Genomic DNA, 18,416 nt, shown 5'->3' on the forward strand with positions numbered 1-18,416 from the left:
CGACTTCAACTTTAGTGTGTAAGACTGGAACCCCGATTTGGTTGCCGCAGAGTGTCTGAGCCGCAGGCGAGTTGCTGTGGCAAGGCAAATTGGGTGTTGTAGTCGTTCACACTACCCCTGGCGACAAGCGGATCACCCAAGCCGACACGCCATAACCCCATCCATGGGGGCTCGATTATAAACTTCATCGATGAAGTTTACCCTACGGGCCAGCGGAGCTGTATAAATGCGTTCCTGACGCATTTATCCGCCCGTCCGGGGCTTCAACGGTCAGCTTCGGGTAATCCGGTTTGCAGCCCGACTGAACCACGCTAAACTAAGCCAGCAGGATAAAGCCAAAAAAGGCCACTATGGCTGCTATTAACGCATAGGGGAACTGTGTAAGCGCGTGGCTCATCAGGCTACAACCCGAACCCTGCGCGGCCAGCACTGTCGAGTCACTGTAAAAGCAGGCCTGACTACCAAAAGAACTGGCCGATAACAGCGCGCCTATTACCAGTGGAATGTTGGCATCCACCGCGAACGCCAGTGGCATGACTATCGGAATCGACACAGCAAAAATACCCCAGCTGGAGCCGGTGGCGAAGGCCAGCACCGCCATGGCTAAAAACACCAGGGCCGGTAACATTTGTGCGTTCATATAAGGTGCTAGGTTCTCGATAACATACAGCGGCAAGCCGAGTTGATCACAGACATCTTTAAAGGTAAAGGCTGCAATAACGGTACAGATGGCTGGTAGCATGGTTTTAAAGCCGTGCATCATCAGTTCCATCATTTCGACAAATGGCATTAACCGCTGCGCCATATACATCGGGATAGTGAGGATAAACGTCAGAATTAGCGCCGGCCAGATTTCGGCATCAAACCAGATAGTAAAACCAACCAGCATCAGCATCGGCAACACAAAGTTGTGTAATTTACCGTGGGTGCGGTCGCTTTGCTGTATTTCCTGTTCAAATGATTGCATCGCAAACTCATCAGCACCGTGGCTGGTGCGTGCGGCAATAACCGGGGCCGTGGCTTCGTCAATTGCCGGTGCACTCTGTGCTGCCAGTTCAGCTTTTTTCATCGGCCCGAACAGCGGCACTATGCCCAGAATAACCAGCAACACCATCAGCATAGCCAGCCAGGCATATAGCATATAGGGGATAGCTGAAATGTAGGTACTGATACCATTAGGGTCGGTGTCCGGAGCCACACCATTGGCAACAAGCAAACCACCAAAAAACACCGCCCAGGTGGAAATAGGCACCAACACACAAATTGGTGCCGCAGTTGAATCGACCACATAGGCCAGCATTTCCCGCGATACTTTATATTTATCTGTAATGCGCTTCATGGTCTCGCCAACGGTCAGCGCATTCAAATAGTCATCAATAAAGATCACAATACCCAGAAAATAGGTCATTAATAAGGAGGGCTTGCGGCCGCTGGCATATTGCTGGGCCACCCGGCCAAAGGCAAAGGCACCTCCGGTATGCACCAGCAGGGCTATCAGTGCGCCAAAACCACCACAGACTAAGATCAACCAACCGATAGTTTCGTCCTGCATCACCCTGACCGAGGTTTCACCCAGATTAAACAGGGCGTCTTTGGGGCTGCCAATCAGCAAGAGTCCGGCAACGGCACCGAGGATCAAAGCCAGAATTGGCCTTTTCAGCCAGACTGCAAAGGCAATAACCACCAAAGGTGGGATCAGACTAATAACAGAAGGTTCTGTGGGTATAACAGCTGCGGCCGCTTCGACCGCAGCTGCAACAGGTTCGGCAAGACTATCCATTGGGTTATCTGCTGACATTTTTTACTCTCAAATAAAAACTCCGCATATCGGAGCCAGGTTGATAAACCGCTGCAGCAGATATTACAACGCAACGGAGCGCACTTTTTATAGTTCTGAACTCGTTATCATTAATGATAAGGAGTTATGGTTTTAGTTAGCAGAAAACCACCGGGCAATAATATCAAAAAAATATTTTTCCACCAGAGAATTGTCTGGTCAGCGCTAGAAGCAGTATTCGCCCTTCCCGGGGCTGGAGTTATTGTCATGAAAATTTACACCAAGATTTGTGCCAAATGTTAAATTATATTAAAAACAGTGATTTAAAAAATGGCCTGATTAATGCTTTAAGTATAGGGAATGCGAATATTAGCGGTTATTCGCCCTTTTGTTCCAACAAGGAGATTTAATATGAACAAATTATGTAAGGGTATGTTGGCGGGTGCCGCTCTACTGGTTGCGCCATTTACTCAGGCGGCAGTCATTGAGTGGTCTTATAACGTAACGACCGAATGGCTGGATGCAGAATTTACTACTGGCAATGGTACTACATTCCAGGACGAGTCACTGATTAGTTGGGGTAGTACGGGCGGTGATCATACTGATCCGACCCAAAGCGCTTCGAATTCACGTAGTGGTTTGGAAATTACCAATTCACCAGCGGTGGGTAATGTGTTTACTAATGACATGATGCCTGCGCCAACAAACACTATTACTCACTACAATAATATCTTGTCTAGTAACTTCGCGACCCTGCTCAGCGCCGAAGTAAGAACTACTCTGACTTTAACGCCAGTTAATCCCGTCGGACCGGCGGCGCCAGAGTTTATGACTGATTTCTTCGTAGATTTTTTCGAAACACCTAACACAACCCCTTGTGGTTATCCAAGTGACAGTGTGTGTGATGACATCTTCGTAATTCAGTTTGGGGCGTTAAATAGTGAGTTTGAATATGATGGCGTAGACTATTTTATTAGCATAGTTGAACTAACAGGCAATTTGAATCCACTGCCTAATGCGACATGCGCGGCGGTTGAAGTTGCTAATGGTTGTTTAGGTTTTACCACAGAAGAGAGTACTTTTACTCCGGCACAGTTTGGTTTTCTTATCACCACTCGCCCGGTAAACGTGCCTGAGCCAGCCATGTTAGGCTTGTTCGGTCTGGGCTTGTTAGGCTTAAGAGCGTTCGGTCGTCGCCGTTCAGCCAAAAAATAAACTTTCTATGTAGTTAGATAATAAATAAAAAACCGGAGTCAGCTCCGGTTTTTTATTTTCAGTAGTTTTATATATTTTTTGAGCTTATGCCAGGGAGCCAAGGGTCTGAGCTGCTCGGTTGAGACAGATTTTGTGTCAAGCATTGCTTTTTTAGCAACCATTTTTTTAGTAATTACTTAACTGTCATTAAAGTTTACATATCATTAAATTTTCATATATAAAACAGTCTAAAAACATATACATGAAAAGCGGCTTAAAAAATGCTTACCTCTTTGTGCATGCGAATATCAGCGGTTATTCGCCCTGTTGTTTAAACAAGGAGATTAACATGAACAAAATATGTAAAACTGTCTTGGCTGGTGCCGTTTTATTGCTGGCGCCTTTATCCCAGGCCGCGGTAATAGAGTGGTCTTATCAAGTTACTCTGGAATGGGAAGATGCAACATTCAACAATGGTGGAGCAAATGCTAACGCAATCGTCAATGATTCATTGATCAGTTGGGGAGCGTTGGGTGGTGATCACACAGACAATTCGCGGACAGCTGAAAACTCTCGCAGCGGTCTGGAAATAACCGACTCACCTGCTGTGGGTACCATATTTACTAATGACGGCACACCTGAAGCAACCAATAGCATCACGCACTACAACAATGCTATCGCTGCCGAGTTTGACACACTGATAAGTGGTAGTTTATTAACCACCCTCAACCTGACTCCAATTGATCCACCTGGCCCAGCAATACCAGAGTTTAGCACGCTGTTTGTCGTTGATTTCTTTGAAACACCAAACTCAGCGCCTTGTGACTTTCCAAGTGCTACCGTGTGTGATGATATTTTCGTTCTGCAGTTTGGTGCTTTAGACTCAGAGTTTGTCTATGATGGTGTCACTTATTTTCTTAATATCGTCGAACTGTCCGGTAATTTAACGCTATTACCTGCAGCAACTTGTGCTGCAGTGGGTGTCGATACCGGTTGTGTTGGTCTTACGACACCTGAGGATGCGTTCACGCCAGTTCAATTTGGTTTTACCGTTACTGCTGTACCAGAGCCCGCAATGTTAGGTATTTTTGGCTTAGGTTTACTGGTTTTAAATGCCTTTGGCCGTCGCCGTTCAGCAAGAAAATGCTAGTTGACTAGTTAATCACACTAAAAATAAAAAACCGGAGCTGAGCTTGCTCCGGTTCTTTATTCTTATTGAACAGACTCTGTATTGCTACAGCGCGGCAATTTCTGCCTGCTGAGCTTGTAGTTTGGTTGCTGCTTGCTCCAGCTCAGTTTGCTTAGCCCGCTCTTTTGCCAGTACGGCATCCGGTGCTTTCGCCACAAAACCCGGGTTATTCAGTTTGCCGCTAACCCGCGCCAGTTCCTGATTGGTTTTTTCCAGTTGTTTCGCAATCCGGCTAAGTTCTGCCTCTTTATCAATTAAACCAGCCATTGGGATCAGTAGATCCATACTGCCAACTAGCTGGGTAGCACTGGCGGGTGCTTTCTCATCGGCTGCCAACACGTTAACGGTTTCCAGTTTTGCCATTACCATTAAAAAGTTTTGGTTTTGCTGCAAGCGACGCTGCTCATCGTTGTTCAGATTGCGCAGCAGCACGTTTAGTGGTTTGCTGGGGGCAATGTTCATTTCTCCGCGCACGTTACGAATGGCCGTGATCACCGCTTTTAACCATTCCAGATCAGCCATGGCAGTTTCATCGGCCAGGCTGGCATCAAACTGCGGGTACGGCTGCAGCATTATGCTGTCAGCAGTGATATTTGCCAGCGGTTTTACCGACTGCCAAATGGTTTCGGTAATAAATGGCATAATCGGGTGCATTAAACGCAACAAACTTTCCAGCACAGTAACCAGCGTATGGCGAGTACCGCGCTGTTCAGCCTCATTACCTTTGAATAGCACCGGTTTGGTCAGCTCTAAGTACCAGTCACAGAACTGATTCCAGGTAAACTCGTACAGCGCTGTGGCGGCTAAATCAAAGCGGTAGTTGTCGATATAGTGGCCGACTTGTTTTACCGTTTGCTGATACTGCGCCATGATCCACTTGTCGGCCAGCGACAACACTTTCGGCTCGCTGCCAAAACCACAGTCTTTATCTTCGGTATTCATCAGCACATAACGGCTGGCATTCCACAGCTTGTTGCAGAAGTTGCGATAACCTTCCAGCCGTTTCATATCCCAGTTAATATCGCGGCCGGTAGAGGCGAGTGATGCCAGGGTGAAACGCACCGCATCCGTACCGCTGGCCGTAATACCTTCCGGAAACTGTTGCTCGGTTTGTTTAGCAATTTTCTCAGCCAGTTTAGGCTGCATTAAGTTGCTGGTGCGCTTGGCCAGCAAGTCGGGCAGGCTGATACCGTCGATCATATCCAGCGGGTCGATAACATTACCCTTAGATTTGGACATTTTATCGCCATTTTCATCACGAATAAGCCCGGTGACATAAACGGTTTTAAACGGCACCTGTGGTTTACCGTCATCATCTTTAATAAAATGCATGGTCATCATAATCATCCGGGCAACCCAGAAGAAAATAATATCAAAACCGGTTACCAGTACATCGGTCGGATGAAAGGTTTTCAAATCGTCAGTTTGCTTGGGCCAGCCCAGGGTGGAGAAGGTCCACAATGCTGAGCTAAACCAGGTATCCAGTACATCATTGTCTTGTTGCAAGGGCAAGTCGGCAGCTAACTGGTAAGTGTCGCGTACTTCCTGCTCGGTGCGGCCCACATATACCTTGCCGTCATTATCATACCAGGCAGGAATGCGGTGACCCCACCACAACTGCCGCGAGATACACCAATCCTGAATATCGCGCATCCAGCTGAAATACATATTTTCGTATTGCTTGGGCACAAACTCAATCTGGCCAGTCTCTACCGCTTCAACGGCGGTTTTAGCCAGCGGCGCTACCCGTACATACCACTGATCAGTAAGTAACGGCTCAATGACAACGCCACTGCGATCGCCATAGGGCAGGGTGTTGGTCAGGTTTTCTACTTTTTCCAGTAAGCCGGCCTGTTCAAACGCGGCCACGATAGCTTTACGGGCTTCATAACGGTCCAGCCCTTGGTACGCCTGCGGAATGGCCGCAGTCATTGCCGCGTTTAGCTCACCGTTGCTGTGAAAGCATTCGCCTTCACTGCGGATAGTTGCATCCTGGGTTAGAATGTTGATCATTGGCAACTGGTTACGTTTACCCACTTCATAATCGTTAAAATCGTGAGCCGGGGTAATTTTTACGCAGCCAGTGCCCTTATCTTTATCGGCGTGCTCATCAGTAACAATCGGAATACGGCGGTTTACCAGCGGCAACAGCACCTCTTTGCCCACTAATGCCTGATAGCGCTCATCAGCCGGGTTTACTGCCACGGCAGTATCGCCCAGCATGGTTTCCGGCCGGGTGGTGGCGACCACCAGATAACTTTTGCCATCTTCGGTTACAGCGCCATCGGCCAACGGATAGCGCAGGTGCCACATATGGCCCTGTTGCTCTTTATTTTCTACTTCCAAGTCTGAGATGGCGGTATGCAGCTTCGGGTCCCAGTTAACCAGGCGCTTACCCCGGTAAATTAAGTCGTCCTGATACAGCCGCACAAATACTTCCTGCACGGCTTCTGACAAGCCTTCGTCCATAGTAAAGCGTTCCCGCTCCCAGTCGACTGAATTGCCGAGGCGGCGCATTTGTGCGGTAATGGTGCCACCTGATTCAGCTTTCCAGTCCCAGACTTTTTCAATAAAGGCGTCGCGGCCGAGCTCATGGCGGCCCGGTAAGCCGGCTGCAGCTAATTGCCGCTCTACTACCATCTGGGTGGCGATGCCGGCATGGTCGCTGCCTACCTGCCACAGGGTATTCTTACCACGCATCCGCTGATAGCGGGTCATCGCATCCATTATAGTTTGCTGAAAAGCATGGCCCATATGCAGACTACCGGTAACATTCGGCGGAGGGATCATAATGCAGTAACTGCCGTTACCGGTATCGCCGGCCGGTTTAAAATAGCCTTTGCTTTCCCATGCGCTATACATGGCTTGTTCTATCTGACTGGGGTTAAATGTTTTTTCCATGAGAGTACCTGTTGTTCAGTCGGCGTTGACGGTAGCAGGGGTAATACCCGACTGACGATATTGCTTATAACGTTCCCGGGCCTGTGCTTTGGCAGCAGCCTCAGCCGGAACAAATTCGATAATGTCGGCAAACCGGTTGGCAAAAGCCGGCATATCCGGCGCAAGGTTAATTAATACCTGACGGCTTTGCCGTGGGGGCTGCCAGCTTATTTCAACCGGTGCACCACGTGCCGGGCCTTCACCGCTAAGGTTATGCGGCACAAAGCTGTCGGTCTCAAACTGCCACAGCAGCTGGTCGACGAGCTCGGCATCTTGCTGGCTGGCAGTATAAACAAAAACCCGCTGATTGGCGCGGTAAAAGTCGGCGCACAACTGGCATGCCAAAGCAAAATGAGCTGGCGTGGTGCTCAGCTCATTTGCAGGTTTTTGCTGGCCATCAGCCAGCACATAGAAGGTAACCGCCATTAGTGATCCTGATTGTGACCCGCGCGGTTAATTAAAAACTGGGTCAGTAACGCCACCGGCCGGCCGGTAGAGCCTTTGTCTTTACCGCCACTACGCCAGGCCGTGCCGGCAATATCCAGGTGGGCCCAGTTGTATTTGCGGGTAAAGCGCGACAAAAAGCAGGCAGCTGTAATGGTACCAGCGGCGCGGCCACCCAGGTTACTGAAGTCGGCAAAGGGGCTTTCCAGCTGCTCCTGATAATCATCCCACAGTGGCAGACGCCAGGCGCGATCGCCGCTTTGCTCTGACGCATTAAGTATTTCGTGGGCCAGTGGGTTGTGGTTACTTAGCAGGCCTGAAGCATGTTTACCCAGTGCGATAACACAGGCACCGGTTAAGGTAGCCACATCAATTACCAGTTCAGGGTCAAAGCGTTCGGCATAGGTCAGCGCATCACACAACACTAAGCGGCCTTCGGCATCGGTGTTTAATACTTCAACCGTCTGACCTGACATGGTCGTTAAAATATCGCCTGGCCGATATGCATTAGCATCGGGCATGTTTTCTGCCGCAGCCAGAATAGCGACAATATTAACGGGCAAGCCTAAAGCGATTACCGAATGCATGGTGCCAAGCACTGAGGCGGCGCCGCACATGTCGTATTTCATTTCGTCCATGCCATCACCGGGTTTTAAGCTGATGCCACCGGAGTCAAACGTCAGGCCTTTCCCAATTAATACCATCGGGGCGCTGTCGTTGCCGGCACCGTTATACTTAATCACTGACATTTTCGGGCCATTAACTGAACCCCGGCCAACTGCCAGATAGGAATTCATCCCGTGGCTTGCCAGCTCTTCTGCGCCCAGCACTTCGACACTGACTTTATCTGATAGCTCAACCAGCGCCTGCGCTTGCTCGGCCAGGTAGGCCGGGGTACAGATATTCGGTGGCATATTGCCAACGTCTTTACATTGCTTAATGCCTGCGGCAATAGCCAGACCTTGTTCCACTGCGCGCTCGCCAATGGTGAGATCACGCCGGGTCGGTACATTAAACACAATTTTTCGCAGTGGCCGGCGGGTTTCGTCTTTTTTACTCTTTAAGCGGTCAAATACGTACAGGCAGTCCTGGGTCGTTTCCACTGCATGGCGCACTTTCCAGTAAGTATCTCGGCTTTTAACATGTAATTCAGATAAAAAGCATACCGCTTCCATTGAGCCAGTTTCATTCAGGGTGCTGATGGTTTTGGCGATGATCTGGCGGTACTGCCGTTCGTCCAGCTCCCGCTCTTTACCACACCCCACCAGTAATACCCGCTCGCTTAACACGTTCGGCACATGATGTAGCAGCAGCATCTGGCCCGGCTTGCCTTCTAAATCGCCGCGGCGTAATAAATTGCTGATATAACCTTCGCTGATTTTATCCAGTTGCTCTGCTACTGCGGAAAGACGACGTGGCTCGTACACGCCAACAACAATGCATGCGCTGCGTTGTTTTTCCGGACTTCCGCTTTTAACGCTGAACTCCATACTTACTCCTGATTCTAAGAGACTGTGCTACTATAGCCGTTAACAAATAGCCATTAACAATTGTCATAGCGCTATAGTGCCAGCTATTTACATGGCTGAATTCTACCGTGAATTGAGAAAAAAGCTCGGTTTTCCCGGTACTTTGCCTGATAATAATTGCTATAAATATCAAGTTTACTTAAAAATTGCCAGGTTTCCAGCAAAAAGACAGGTTTTAGGGGGCATTTTTGATTATTTTTCGCTATCTGATTGGGGAAGTTTTTCGTGCCCAGTTGGCTGTCTTTGTTATTCTGACCAGCATTATTATCAGCCAGCGCTTTGTGAAAATTCTGGCTGATGCCTCTGAGGGCGATTTACCGGGGCAACTGGTGATGAGTATCGTCGCCCTAAAGTTACCTCAGCTTGCGGTTATCATCCTGCCATTAAGTGCTTTTTTAGGGATTTTAGTCGCCTATGGCCGGGTGTACGCTGATAGTGAAATGACGGTATTACATTCTACCGGGGTGAGTGAGTGGTATATTACCCGGCTGACGCTGTTGTTGTCGGTCGTAATGGCGATATTGGCAGGCAGTGTTACCTTGTATCTCAGCCCCTGGGCTACTGAACGTGAATATCAGTTGCTGGAAAAAGCAGACAGCAATGTCGGCCTGTTTTCGCTGGTGCCGGGCCGGTTCCAGCACACAGCCAATGAACAAGCGGTTATTTTCGTGCAGGAAATAAGCCGATCAGGTAATAATTTATCGCGGGTATTTGTGGCACAAACTGAATTACAGGGTGAACAAGCCCGCCATGCCATTGTTTATGCACAAACCGGTGCGGTGAGTGAAGATGCCGCCAGCGGTGCCCAGATGCTGGAATTACAGCAAGGCCGGCGGTATGCTGGCGATGGCCGCTCACCGGCCTATGAAGTGACTGAATTTGGCCGCTATCAAATCCAACTGCGTGAACAACAAGTTGAGCAACGCCGGCGCAAGCTCGGTAGTTTAAGTACGCCATTGCTATTGCAAGAGAAAAGTGCTGAAGCCATTGCAGAGTGGCACTGGCGCATAGCTATTCCATTATCTATTCCTATTCTTACCCTGATAGCCGTGCCACTTAGCCGGGTTAATCCGCGCCAGGGCAAATTTGGCCGTTTGCTGCCCGCGCTGTTGTTGTATCTGGGCTATTATGCCTTATTAATTATTGGCCGCTCAGCACTGGAAGATGGCAAAATACCGGCTGAGTTGGGGATGTGGTGGTTGCATGGTAGTGCGCTGCTACTGGGACTGTTTCTGATACTGCGAAACCGGGCCGGCGCCCAGCGTTTTCGTGCCTGGGTAGCGGGGCGCGCCTGATATGCTGAAAATTCTCGATTTATACATTGGCCGCACTATTCTGGCCACCTCGGCCCTCACCCTGAGCGTACTTATTGTGCTGTCGGCACTGTTTCGTTTTATCGATCAAATGCGCTCTATTGGCCGTGGCTACTACGACATGGTTCATGCAGCTTTGTTTACCCTGTTCAGCATGCCGGGCGATTTGGTGCTGTTTTTCCCAATGGCGGCGTTAATTGGTGGCTTAATTGGGATGGGTATGCTGGCCAGCAGCAGTGAGCTGGTGGTCATGCAGGCGGCAGGGTTGTCGCGTCTGAATATTATCGGCTCGGTGATGAAATCTGCCATTGTTATGGTGCTGGTGGTGATGGCAGTAGCAGAGTGGGGGCGCCGGTCAGTGACCGAGCCGCCCGCGAGCTGAGGATAAAAGCGATCTCCGATGGTAATTTGTTTGCAGCCCGCCAGGGCGTGTGGGCCAAAGATGGTGATAGCTTTGTCAATATTCAAGAAGTCGACGACGTCGGCAATTTATCCGGCCTGACCATTTACAAATTTGGTAGTGATCTGCAACTTGAAACGGTAGTGACTGCCAGCAGTGCGGTGTATCGCAATGAGCGCTGGCGGCTTACCGAAGTAACTGAGTTAAGCTTTAGCGCAGAGCGCGTGTTACAGAACAACCTGCCGGAACAACAATGGCGCTCCAGTTTAAGCCCCGATAAACTGGGGGTCGTGACCATTAAGCCTGAAATGTTGTCGCTGACCGGTTTGGCACAATATGTAGATTACCTGGAGCAAAATGATCAGGAAGCCAGCCGTTATGAGCTGGCTTACTGGCGCAAAGTATTACAACCGTTGTCTGTTGCCGCCATGTTATTGCTGGCGCTTAGCTTTATTTTCGGGCCGCTGCGCAGCGTTACCATGGCGGCGCGGGTGCTGTTGGGCATTTTAACCGGCTTTGGCTTTTTTATGAGCAACGAGTTGTTCGGCCCGCTGGCCCTGGTGTATCAGTTACCACCGCTGGCCGGCGCAATGCTACCCAGCCTGCTGTTTATGGCATTGGCAGTGTACTTAATGCGCAAGAAAGTTTAGCTAACCAACGCAAGTTAGCGCGCGCTCTGATGCACATTCAGGCTTTTGCTGTGTTCTTTACTTATTACTACCATCTGGCTGGCGGTAAGCTGGTCCTGCAAGGCCAGGCCTTTACCCCAGCGCAGCCATAACCAGAAGTTACCTAAACCAAAAAATGCCAGTAAGGCGCGGGCTAGCGCCTGCAACGGGGTGAGCGGCAAGCCGTTTTGCTTGACCACGACAATACGCCAGGCCCGCATACCGAGGGTTTGGCCAGCTTTACACCAGAAGTACACGTAAAAGCTTAAAACAACCGCCACTAAGTACACAAAATACAGCCAGCGACGCAAGCCGGTATTTAAATAGTCGGCAATATCGCTATACCCACTCAGGTTAACCAGGCCAGCCCATACCAGTAACTGCACCAGCAACATGGCCACACCGGCAGCCAGCATCACCAGCGCCGCTAATACCAGCACATCATAAATTATCGCCGCTAAACGGCGGGCAAAACCGGCACGGGGGGCAGTGGCAAGCATAATGGGGGTCCTGTTTGAAAACTTGGACAAGTTTACCACGGCCGCCCATTTTTACGATCCCAGACCCGGCATTTTTCAGCATTGCTGCAATTTTGTGCATTTAAAAGCTAATTAAAACAAAGTGTCATAAAAGCACTTGCCAAGCCATAGCAGCACCGTATAATGCAGGCGTTTACCTCAAAATATCCCTCAGTGCCTGGGTGGCGAAATTGGTAGACGCAGCGGATTCAAAATCCGCCGCCGGAAACGGCGTGTCGGTTCGAGTCCGACCCTAGGCACCAATACTTTTATATCTTCAGTAAATCCAAACATTTTGCCATTCAGTGTTTACGCTCTTGTTGGTTAATTTTTTTACCAGCCTGAAAACCTGGAAAACCTAATTCATTTCCATAGCGCTGCACGTTAGCTATACTGGTTATATCTACTTAATGCGCATATTATGCGCATGCTGTGTAAGAAACTGAGGTGGAATATGAATATTTCGTTGGGCGCAGAATTTGAAAAACGGATTAATGAAAAGCTTGCTTCGGGGCTTTATACCTCTGCCAGTGAGGTTATCCGGGATGCCTTAAGGTTACTTTTTGAAAAAGACCTCGAAAAGCAACAACAGCTAGAGCTGTTAAAACAAGAAGTATTGCGCGGCGCAGAGCAGTTAGCGGCCGGCAAGAAATCATCTAAAACTGTTTTAGACATTTTTGCTGAGGTGGAGCAAAGCGTTAATGGCTGAATATCAGCTTTCCCCGCTTGCTGAGGCAGATGTGCAGGAAATTACTGCCACAACTATTGCTCAGTGGGGGGTGCAACAAGCCAAAAAGTATGTAGAGCAGTTGCACAATACGCTAATAACCCTGGTGAACAACCCCAATCTAGGGCGGCCAAGAGATGAAATTTCGGCCAGTATTAAGAGTTTTCCGTCAGGCAAACATGTCGTTTTCTATTTGTCTGTAGATCAGGGCATCGAAGTTGCGAGAATACTGCACCAACGGATGGACCCGAGCTCACAGTTTGATGAATTGACCTGATATTTAGTGAGTGCTTTAGACGCAGCGGATTCAAAATCCGCCGCCGGAAACGGCGTGTCGGTTCGAGTCCGACCCTAGGCACCACTGTTCTCGCAAAAACACATTTTAAAGCTCTGATTTAGACTTATATTGATATTGTCGGCTAGCTTAACCCAAATACTTTGTCTTGAGCTTTCATGTGCCTACACCGATAGTATTGGGGTGGACGGCAGTTGGATATGCGTTGCCGTCAAAGTATTGCTGATTTCTGATTTATCCTTCGCTATTTCTATATGACAAACATTCACCTGAATTAACTTTCTAAAGTTGAAAGTAATTACTTGACGATATGGAAAGTCAGCGCTAGTGTATCATTAGTTTCTGAAGTGGAAAGTAAATGAGTTTAATTATTCGATAATAATGAAGGTGAGCAGATGGCAGGTAAAACCGAACACCAGGATAAAACCAGCAGCGAAAAAAAAACGGATGATCACGCTGCTACCCGGGCAAACGTTGATCGCGCAGCGGCGCAATCCGCCTTGTCGATGATTAATCAACAAAAACAAAACATCGTTAAACGTCTGCACATCCCTTGGTGGCAAGGGCCATTGACAGGCCTATACATGGCGGTACTAGTGGTTAGCCACGCTGCGCCAATGCCATACAACTCATTACTGGTTGGTTTTGCGTGTGTTGGTATATTCTTTATGTTGCGCAGTTACACTAGTCAGCCAGTTTGGGTGTCAGGCTGGCGCAACGGCAAAACCCGGGCGCTGTCAGTTACATTTATTGTTGTTTATCTGCTTCATTATTTTGGAAGCATGTGGTTATTTAGTCGCGGGGTTACCTGGGTTATCCCGGTGATCGCTATCTCTATATTTGTAATTGCTGTTATTTATAGCCAGATATGGTTGGTAGTATGGCGCAAAGACATGGAGGCCGACGATGTCCGCTGAATTGGATCCAGTGATTCACCCTATTCACCGCCTGCAGATTTGTGCGCTATTAGCGAATGCAGACGAAATGGAGTTTGCGCTTTTGCGAGAAGAACTCGGCGTATCGGACTCAGTGTTGTCAAAGCAACTAAAGTACCTTGACGAGGTCGGTTATCTTAAGATCCGCAAAGTTCCCAGTAGCGGAAGACCGCGCAGCTGGTTTAGTTTAAGCGCCCGAGGTTTTACTGCGTTTCAGACACATCTTGCGGCACTGCGGACTATCGCGTCGATATAACAATAGCGTAATCTAGCATCAGTAAAACTATTCTAGGCAGGTGTCGATCTCCGCTGTTCCCATCCGACCAGGTAGTAAGAGCTAAGAACTGCTATCGTTGCTACAGCAACTGATCGTAGCCAGCTAGTGCCAATGTTTACCCAGTAAATCCCGGTAGCGAGGCGTTCATTAACAACCTCACTGCATCAACTTCAGGAGCAACGCAATGAACTTTAACCCGGTAGTCCATTTTGAAATTTACGTAGATGATATGGCGCGCGCCAAAGCCTTTTATCAGGCCGTATTTGAAATAGAACTTGAATATATGCCATCACCCACGCCAGAGGCTGAGATGGAGATGTGGTTCTTTCCGATGGATAAAAAAAACGGTATGAGTTATTACGGTGCCGGCGGTAGCCTGGTTAAAATGGCCGGCTATACCCCCGGTAGCGGTGGCACGCTGGTGTATTTTGGCTGTGAGGATTGCGCGGTGCAGGCAGAACGCGCTAAGGCCAATGGCGGCAGCATTCACCAGCCAAAAATGCCGATTGGTGAACATGGTTTTTGTGCCGTGGTGCGGGACACTGAAGGCAATTTAATTGGCTTGCATTCGATGACGTAGGAAGTTGCTGTTGAGTACCGTTTTTATTGAACGTAAGCCGCGGCGATGTAAAGATGCTGAACCAACCAGGCAAATAATCCGGCTTAATTATGAAAACTCGCTTCTATCAGGATAATTCTGAGAGTATGCCTTGCGACAAGGTTAATCTGCGGCGCCGCTATTTTCTTAAATTACTGGCCGGCAGCGGTCTGATGATAAGCCCCTTGCTGGCCGGCAGTCTGGCGTTTGCCAATGCCAATGCCAATACCAATGGTATGGCCAAAGTTAAACCCAATGTTAAACCCGGTATTCAGCTTTATACTGTGCGGGATTTAATGTTGCAGGATGTGCGCAGTAGCTTGCAGTTACTGGCTGAACTGGGTTATCAGGAGCTGGAGTTTGCCGGACTGTTTGACCGGCCAGCAGCACGAATAGCTTCCTGGCTGACTGAGTTGGAGCTATCGGCACCATCTGGTCATGTTATGTTGCAGCCATTATTGCACGACACTAACCAGGTGCTGGCTGAAGCCCATACCTTAGGCCATCGCTATCTGGTAATGCCATATTTATCCGAACATGAACGCAGTGAAGGCTTGCTTAGTTATCAGAAGCTGGCAGAGCAGTTAAACCGGATTGGTGAGCAGTGTCAGGCGGCGGGAATCACGTTGGCGTATCATAACCATGATTTTGAATTTGCTGTATTCGACAACACGCGCCCTTATGACATCTTACTGAGCCAAACCGATGCCAGGCTGGTGAAAATGGAAATAGATTTTTACTGGGCCGCGAAAATGCAGGTGGACGTGCCAGCACTGTTTCAACGTTATCCCGGGCGTTTTCCGTTATGGCATATGAAAGATATGACGGCGGATGGCAACTTTGCCGATCTTGGCAAGGGCACTATTGATTTCGGGCCTGTGGTGGCTGCGGCCGGTATTGCTGGTTTACAACATGCGTTTGTTGAGCGCGATAACACAGATAATCTCGATTTGACCTTACAACAGGGTATCCGCGGCTTTAAAAAAATCTTTATTTGATCGCTATCAAAAGCAAACGGCTATGGCCATTGGTTTAAGATCTTTTGATAGGCACCGGAGGCTTGTATTTCTGCCAGTTCCTGATCGAATTGTTGTTGTAATCGTTTATCTTTTAAAATGGCGCCATAAGATTGGGTTTTAAACACCGGGTGGATAGCCAGCCTGACATCGGGAAATAAGTTGCGAGTGATGTACATCAGTAGCCGTCGCTCGCCAATAACCACATCTGTTCTGTCATGCACCAGTAACTTCAGCTGTAATTCCCGCTCAGCCACTTCCAGATAATTAGCCTCTTTCACTACGGAGGCAAAGTCTTCACCTAACACTGAGCTCGCGAACTGATAGGCAATGATATTCTTACCTTTTAAATCGTCCATATGATTAATCGTTAAACTATTTGCTTTGACAGAGACTGCAATATCCTGAAATGGCAGGTAAGTAGCAGTTAAATAACCGTTTTCAGCAGGAAAAGCAGCAGGGCTTGCAAGGTCAAACCTGCCCTCATTAAACTCTTTAATCAGCCGGTTGTAGCCCAGCAGGTGGAATTCAGTTTTGTAGCCAAGCTTAGTAAGTATATGCCGGATAATTTCGACATCTATGCCGGTAACGCCTTGCTCTTCATCATAAAATGCCCAGGGCGAGCCATCATTGACGGCAACGGTAAGCGTTTTATCAGAGGCGTACAGCTGAATGGAAAACATCAGACTAACTAGGAGGATTATGCGCATCGCAATTCCCACAACTCCCATAAAAATTATGACTATTCATGTGATGGGTATCGGCAGTTTAACCACAGTGTATGCTGAAAATCCGGAATTGGCTAACCGTTTGTTTAGCCGCCGCATAACCGCTACACGAACCTAAAAAAACATAAAGTATGCCAGGGCAGGATAGTCACTTCGATCTTTTAAATCAGAACAAAAGTTTACCGGGGCAATTTGACAGTTTCACTGTTGCCATTTAGTCTGCGTAGCGGGGTGTGGCGGCTGGGAAGCATAATGAAAATACTCAGGTTTTATACAATAGGATTTATGCTGGCCTTTTCTGTTATCAGTCGGGCAGCAACAATTAATGGCTATGTCTGTGAAGATTGTTCACTGGTGCAGGCAGAGAAGATTGCCCGTTTACAGGGGGCGCCTGAACTTAATTGTCAGCCGGCTTGTTACAGTGAGCCACAGAAATTCATCATTTTCGATGTAACAAACGACATGTTATATCCGTTTCAACTGTTTCATAGTAATCAGGGTGCTACAAAAGCGAAGATGAATTTGCAGGCAGAACCTGCTGCATTAACGGCAGTGGAGGCCAAAGTAGCACAGGACTTTTTTGCGCTATTAGTGAGACAGAAACAAACATTACAGCAAATTGCATTAGCTGAGGTAAAGAATGTTCAGCTACCAGCGCTGTCTTTTGCCACGTCAGATGCCTGTGAGACCGACCCTGCTGCAACTGTGCTTAACATGACTCTGGTTCCAACCCAGAAAAATAGTCTGCAAAATTCCGTCAATAGCAAACTGAGTCAGCAAAATACTGAGCGCTATACCAAGGGGTTTCAACATATCCGGTTTACTGCGGGGCAGTTTAGGGCAGAGAAAGACGGGGTCATCCTGATTGTGGGAGGAGAGTATTTAAAAAAGTCTGAACTCATCAGTTACTATGTATTTGAGCCGGGCCAGCAAATTGTTCCGGATGGCCAGTACTTTTTCCCGGCCAGAGCAGCGTTTACCATAGGGTGGGACGATTCTCTAAACTCTGTGACAGTTGCTGTGGCAAAAGAATTGACCCGGGTGTCAGCGGATCTGAGCCTGGCAGACATACTGGACAGCAGCTCCTGGAATATCTCACTAAGTGCCTGCGCCATAACTGAATTGCAAAATTATTATACCGCTAGCTATGCCATACCAGCCAGCCTTACTAGTCTTGACACTAATCATGGCATACCAGATAGTGGTTCCAGTGATTTTCCGCCACCTGATCTGGCATCTTCCCAGCAATGTAAATGGGTTTTTTATGGAGAAAATGGTCAACTGCTCGTTAACTTAACCGGCCCTTGCCCTATGTAAAGGTAATCTGCTAACACCAAGTCTGAGGGGCATAAATGGCTTTACGGCCATCGATTTAAGAGCTTATTTAGGCAGCGGAGGCTTGCAGCGTCAAACCTGGCTTCATTAAACTCTTTAATCAGCCGGTTGTAGCCCAGCTTAGTAAGTATATGCCGGTAACGCCTTGCTCTTCATCATAAAATGCCCAGGGCGAGCCATCATTGACGGCTGTTGTGAGTGTTTTATTAGTGGCGAAAATCTTAAAGCGCAGCAACAGAGTTAATAATAAACTTATCCGCATTTTGAGCGCCGTATGGCATCAATAATGATTGTAATTCAAGTTGCCGTTTTAAGGTATGTTAATCATTGAACAGATGCTAAGCTAAAGTAATCAGGCAATATGCTTATTGTTTTCAGTGATCCAAGGTGAGCAATTGCAGGTACATATATCCCCAAAATTAAATGGAGGCAAAATGGAAATTATTCAGTTTGGTAGTAATGATAGTGAAAACAAACTTGCAAAAATGTCAAAAGGCCAGCTTGATGACGTGGCATTTGGCGCTATTCAACTC

At 48.2% G+C, this 18,416-nt stretch carries 19 protein-coding genes and 1 tRNA gene; 13 read left to right on the forward strand and 7 right to left on the reverse strand.

The window, feature by feature from the left end; all coding sequences use genetic code 11:
• Positions 1–316 precede the first annotated feature (316 nt).
• On the reverse strand, positions 317–1,780 hold the full coding sequence (locus tag KG631_RS10410; RefSeq protein ID WP_213999570.1) for a Na+/H+ antiporter NhaC family protein: 1,464 nt from the start codon (positions 1,778–1,780) through the stop codon (positions 317–319).
• A gap of 408 nt (positions 1,781–2,188) precedes the next feature.
• Between KG631_RS10410 and KG631_RS10415 the strand changes: the two genes are divergently transcribed.
• Both KG631_RS10415 and KG631_RS10420 read left to right on the forward strand, forming a co-directional pair.
• The gene (locus KG631_RS10415) at positions 2,189–2,992 is read left to right on the forward strand and encodes a THxN family PEP-CTERM protein (RefSeq protein WP_213999572.1); all 804 of its coding nucleotides are present in this window, start codon (positions 2,189–2,191) and stop codon (positions 2,990–2,992) included.
• A 328-nt stretch (positions 2,993–3,320) separates the two neighbouring features.
• Positions 3,321–4,121, forward strand: a complete 801-nt coding sequence (locus KG631_RS10420; protein WP_213999574.1) for a THxN family PEP-CTERM protein — start codon at positions 3,321–3,323, stop codon at positions 4,119–4,121.
• Positions 4,122–4,205: 84 nt separating this feature from the next.
• On the opposite strand, the gene KG631_RS10425 is transcribed toward KG631_RS10420, so the two are convergent.
• Genes KG631_RS10425 through pepA form a run of 3 tightly spaced genes read right to left on the reverse strand, consistent with a single transcriptional unit; the run spans position 4,206 to position 9,034 of the window.
• Positions 4,206–7,061 carry a valine--tRNA ligase gene (locus KG631_RS10425; protein ID WP_213999576.1) on the reverse strand — a complete coding sequence of 952 codons (2,856 nt, stop codon included), beginning with the start codon at positions 7,059–7,061 and terminating at the stop codon, positions 4,206–4,208.
• Between the two features lie 15 nt (positions 7,062–7,076).
• Complete coding sequence (locus KG631_RS10430) at positions 7,077–7,526, reverse strand: DNA polymerase III subunit chi (protein WP_213999579.1); 450 nt, start codon at positions 7,524–7,526, stop codon at positions 7,077–7,079.
• A complete protein-coding gene (gene pepA / locus KG631_RS10435) occupies positions 7,526–9,034 on the reverse strand; it encodes a leucyl aminopeptidase (RefSeq protein WP_213999581.1) in 1,509 nt (502 codons plus the stop codon). Before pepA ends, KG631_RS10430 begins: the two co-directional genes overlap by 1 nt.
• A gap of 227 nt (positions 9,035–9,261) precedes the next feature.
• On the opposite strand from pepA, the gene lptF reads away from it, so the two are divergent.
• From lptF to lptG, 3 genes are read left to right on the forward strand one after another with little or no spacing between them, the layout of a single operon-like run.
• Positions 9,262–10,368, forward strand: coding sequence for an LPS export ABC transporter permease LptF (gene lptF / locus KG631_RS10440; protein WP_213999584.1), 1,107 nt, complete (start codon positions 9,262–9,264; stop codon positions 10,366–10,368).
• A 1-nt stretch (position 10,369) separates the two neighbouring features.
• A complete protein-coding gene (locus tag KG631_RS18915; RefSeq protein ID WP_301003724.1) occupies positions 10,370–10,768 on the forward strand; it encodes an LptF/LptG family permease in 399 nt (132 codons plus the stop codon).
• Positions 10,729–11,436, forward strand: coding sequence for an LPS export ABC transporter permease LptG (gene lptG, locus KG631_RS18920; protein WP_365868805.1), 708 nt, complete (start codon positions 10,729–10,731; stop codon positions 11,434–11,436). The genes KG631_RS18915 and lptG overlap by 40 nt, the downstream gene beginning before the upstream one ends.
• Positions 11,437–11,450: 14 nt before the next feature.
• Here lptG and KG631_RS10450 read toward each other — a convergent pair whose 3' ends face one another.
• The gene (locus KG631_RS10450) at positions 11,451–11,954 is read right to left on the reverse strand and encodes an RDD family protein (protein ID WP_213999586.1); all 504 of its coding nucleotides are present in this window, start codon (positions 11,952–11,954) and stop codon (positions 11,451–11,453) included.
• A gap of 194 nt (positions 11,955–12,148) precedes the next feature.
• On the opposite strand from KG631_RS10450, the gene KG631_RS10455 reads away from it, so the two are divergent.
• The 7 genes from KG631_RS10455 (at position 12,149) to KG631_RS10485 (ending at position 15,802) form a co-directional block, all read left to right on the forward strand.
• Positions 12,149–12,235, forward strand: a tRNA-Leu gene (locus KG631_RS10455).
• Positions 12,236–12,426: 191 nt separating this feature from the next.
• The gene (locus tag KG631_RS10460) at positions 12,427–12,681 is read left to right on the forward strand and encodes a type II toxin-antitoxin system ParD family antitoxin (RefSeq protein ID WP_213999588.1); all 255 of its coding nucleotides are present in this window, start codon (positions 12,427–12,429) and stop codon (positions 12,679–12,681) included.
• On the forward strand, positions 12,674–12,976 hold the full coding sequence (locus tag KG631_RS10465; protein WP_213999590.1) for a type II toxin-antitoxin system RelE/ParE family toxin: 303 nt from the start codon (positions 12,674–12,676) through the stop codon (positions 12,974–12,976). Before KG631_RS10460 ends, KG631_RS10465 begins: the two co-directional genes overlap by 8 nt.
• A 413-nt stretch (positions 12,977–13,389) precedes the next feature.
• A complete protein-coding gene (locus tag KG631_RS10470) occupies positions 13,390–13,911 on the forward strand; it encodes a hypothetical protein (RefSeq protein WP_213999592.1) in 522 nt (173 codons plus the stop codon).
• On the forward strand, positions 13,901–14,185 hold the full coding sequence (locus tag KG631_RS19225) for a transcriptional regulator (protein WP_213999594.1): 285 nt from the start codon (positions 13,901–13,903) through the stop codon (positions 14,183–14,185). The genes KG631_RS10470 and KG631_RS19225 overlap by 11 nt, the downstream gene beginning before the upstream one ends.
• A gap of 205 nt (positions 14,186–14,390) precedes the next feature.
• Complete coding sequence (locus KG631_RS10480) at positions 14,391–14,786, forward strand: VOC family protein (RefSeq protein ID WP_213999596.1); 396 nt, start codon at positions 14,391–14,393, stop codon at positions 14,784–14,786.
• 89 nt (positions 14,787–14,875) lie between these two features.
• Positions 14,876–15,802, forward strand: a complete 927-nt coding sequence (locus KG631_RS10485) for a sugar phosphate isomerase/epimerase (protein ID WP_213999598.1) — start codon at positions 14,876–14,878, stop codon at positions 15,800–15,802.
• 20 nt (positions 15,803–15,822) lie between these two features.
• On the opposite strand, the gene KG631_RS10490 is transcribed toward KG631_RS10485, so the two are convergent.
• Positions 15,823–16,530 (reverse strand): transporter substrate-binding domain-containing protein, encoded by a 708-nt coding sequence (locus tag KG631_RS10490; protein WP_213999601.1) that lies wholly within the window; start codon positions 16,528–16,530, stop codon positions 15,823–15,825.
• A gap of 270 nt (positions 16,531–16,800) precedes the next feature.
• Here KG631_RS10490 and KG631_RS10495 point away from each other — a divergent pair, with 270 nt between their 5' ends.
• Entirely contained in the window at positions 16,801–17,865 is a 1,065-nt protein-coding gene (locus KG631_RS10495) for a hypothetical protein (protein ID WP_213999603.1), read from the forward strand.
• A 118-nt stretch (positions 17,866–17,983) separates the two neighbouring features.
• Here KG631_RS10495 and KG631_RS10500 read toward each other — a convergent pair whose 3' ends face one another.
• Positions 17,984–18,145 carry a hypothetical protein gene (locus KG631_RS10500; protein WP_213999605.1) on the reverse strand — a complete coding sequence of 54 codons (162 nt, stop codon included), beginning with the start codon at positions 18,143–18,145 and terminating at the stop codon, positions 17,984–17,986.
• Positions 18,146–18,416: the final 271 nt, after the last annotated feature.

This window comes from Arsukibacterium sp., assembly GCF_018402695.1.
Classification (GTDB): domain Bacteria; phylum Pseudomonadota; class Gammaproteobacteria; order Enterobacterales; family Alteromonadaceae; genus Alishewanella.

What these genes read in the sequence shown, in the direction of transcription:
- KG631_RS10410 (WP_213999570.1), bottom strand. Translation starts at nt 1,780, where the DNA reads ATGGATAGTCTTGCCGAACCTGTTGCAGCTGCGGTCGAAGCGGCCGCA.
- KG631_RS10415 (WP_213999572.1), top strand. Translation starts at nt 2,189, where the DNA reads ATGAACAAATTATGTAAGGGTATGTTGGCGGGTGCCGCTCTACTGGTT.
- KG631_RS10420 (WP_213999574.1), top strand. Translation starts at nt 3,321, where the DNA reads ATGAACAAAATATGTAAAACTGTCTTGGCTGGTGCCGTTTTATTGCTG.
- KG631_RS10425 (WP_213999576.1), bottom strand. Translation starts at nt 7,061, where the DNA reads ATGGAAAAAACATTTAACCCCAGTCAGATAGAACAAGCCATGTATAGC.
- KG631_RS10430 (WP_213999579.1), bottom strand. Translation starts at nt 7,526, where the DNA reads ATGGCGGTTACCTTCTATGTGCTGGCTGATGGCCAGCAAAAACCTGCA.
- pepA (WP_213999581.1), bottom strand. Translation starts at nt 9,034, where the DNA reads ATGGAGTTCAGCGTTAAAAGCGGAAGTCCGGAAAAACAACGCAGCGCA.
- KG631_RS18915 (WP_301003724.1), top strand. Translation starts at nt 10,370, where the DNA reads ATGCTGAAAATTCTCGATTTATACATTGGCCGCACTATTCTGGCCACC.
- KG631_RS10450 (WP_213999586.1), bottom strand. Translation starts at nt 11,954, where the DNA reads ATGCTTGCCACTGCCCCCCGTGCCGGTTTTGCCCGCCGTTTAGCGGCG.
- KG631_RS10460 (WP_213999588.1), top strand. Translation starts at nt 12,427, where the DNA reads ATGAATATTTCGTTGGGCGCAGAATTTGAAAAACGGATTAATGAAAAG.
- KG631_RS10465 (WP_213999590.1), top strand. Translation starts at nt 12,674, where the DNA reads ATGGCTGAATATCAGCTTTCCCCGCTTGCTGAGGCAGATGTGCAGGAA.
- KG631_RS10470 (WP_213999592.1), top strand. Translation starts at nt 13,390, where the DNA reads ATGGCAGGTAAAACCGAACACCAGGATAAAACCAGCAGCGAAAAAAAA.
- KG631_RS19225 (WP_213999594.1), top strand. Translation starts at nt 13,901, where the DNA reads ATGTCCGCTGAATTGGATCCAGTGATTCACCCTATTCACCGCCTGCAG.
- KG631_RS10480 (WP_213999596.1), top strand. Translation starts at nt 14,391, where the DNA reads ATGAACTTTAACCCGGTAGTCCATTTTGAAATTTACGTAGATGATATG.
- KG631_RS10485 (WP_213999598.1), top strand. Translation starts at nt 14,876, where the DNA reads ATGAAAACTCGCTTCTATCAGGATAATTCTGAGAGTATGCCTTGCGAC.
- KG631_RS10490 (WP_213999601.1), bottom strand. Translation starts at nt 16,530, where the DNA reads ATGCGCATAATCCTCCTAGTTAGTCTGATGTTTTCCATTCAGCTGTAC.
- KG631_RS10495 (WP_213999603.1), top strand. Translation starts at nt 16,801, where the DNA reads ATGAAAATACTCAGGTTTTATACAATAGGATTTATGCTGGCCTTTTCT.
- KG631_RS10500 (WP_213999605.1), bottom strand. Translation starts at nt 18,145, where the DNA reads ATGCGGATAAGTTTATTATTAACTCTGTTGCTGCGCTTTAAGATTTTC.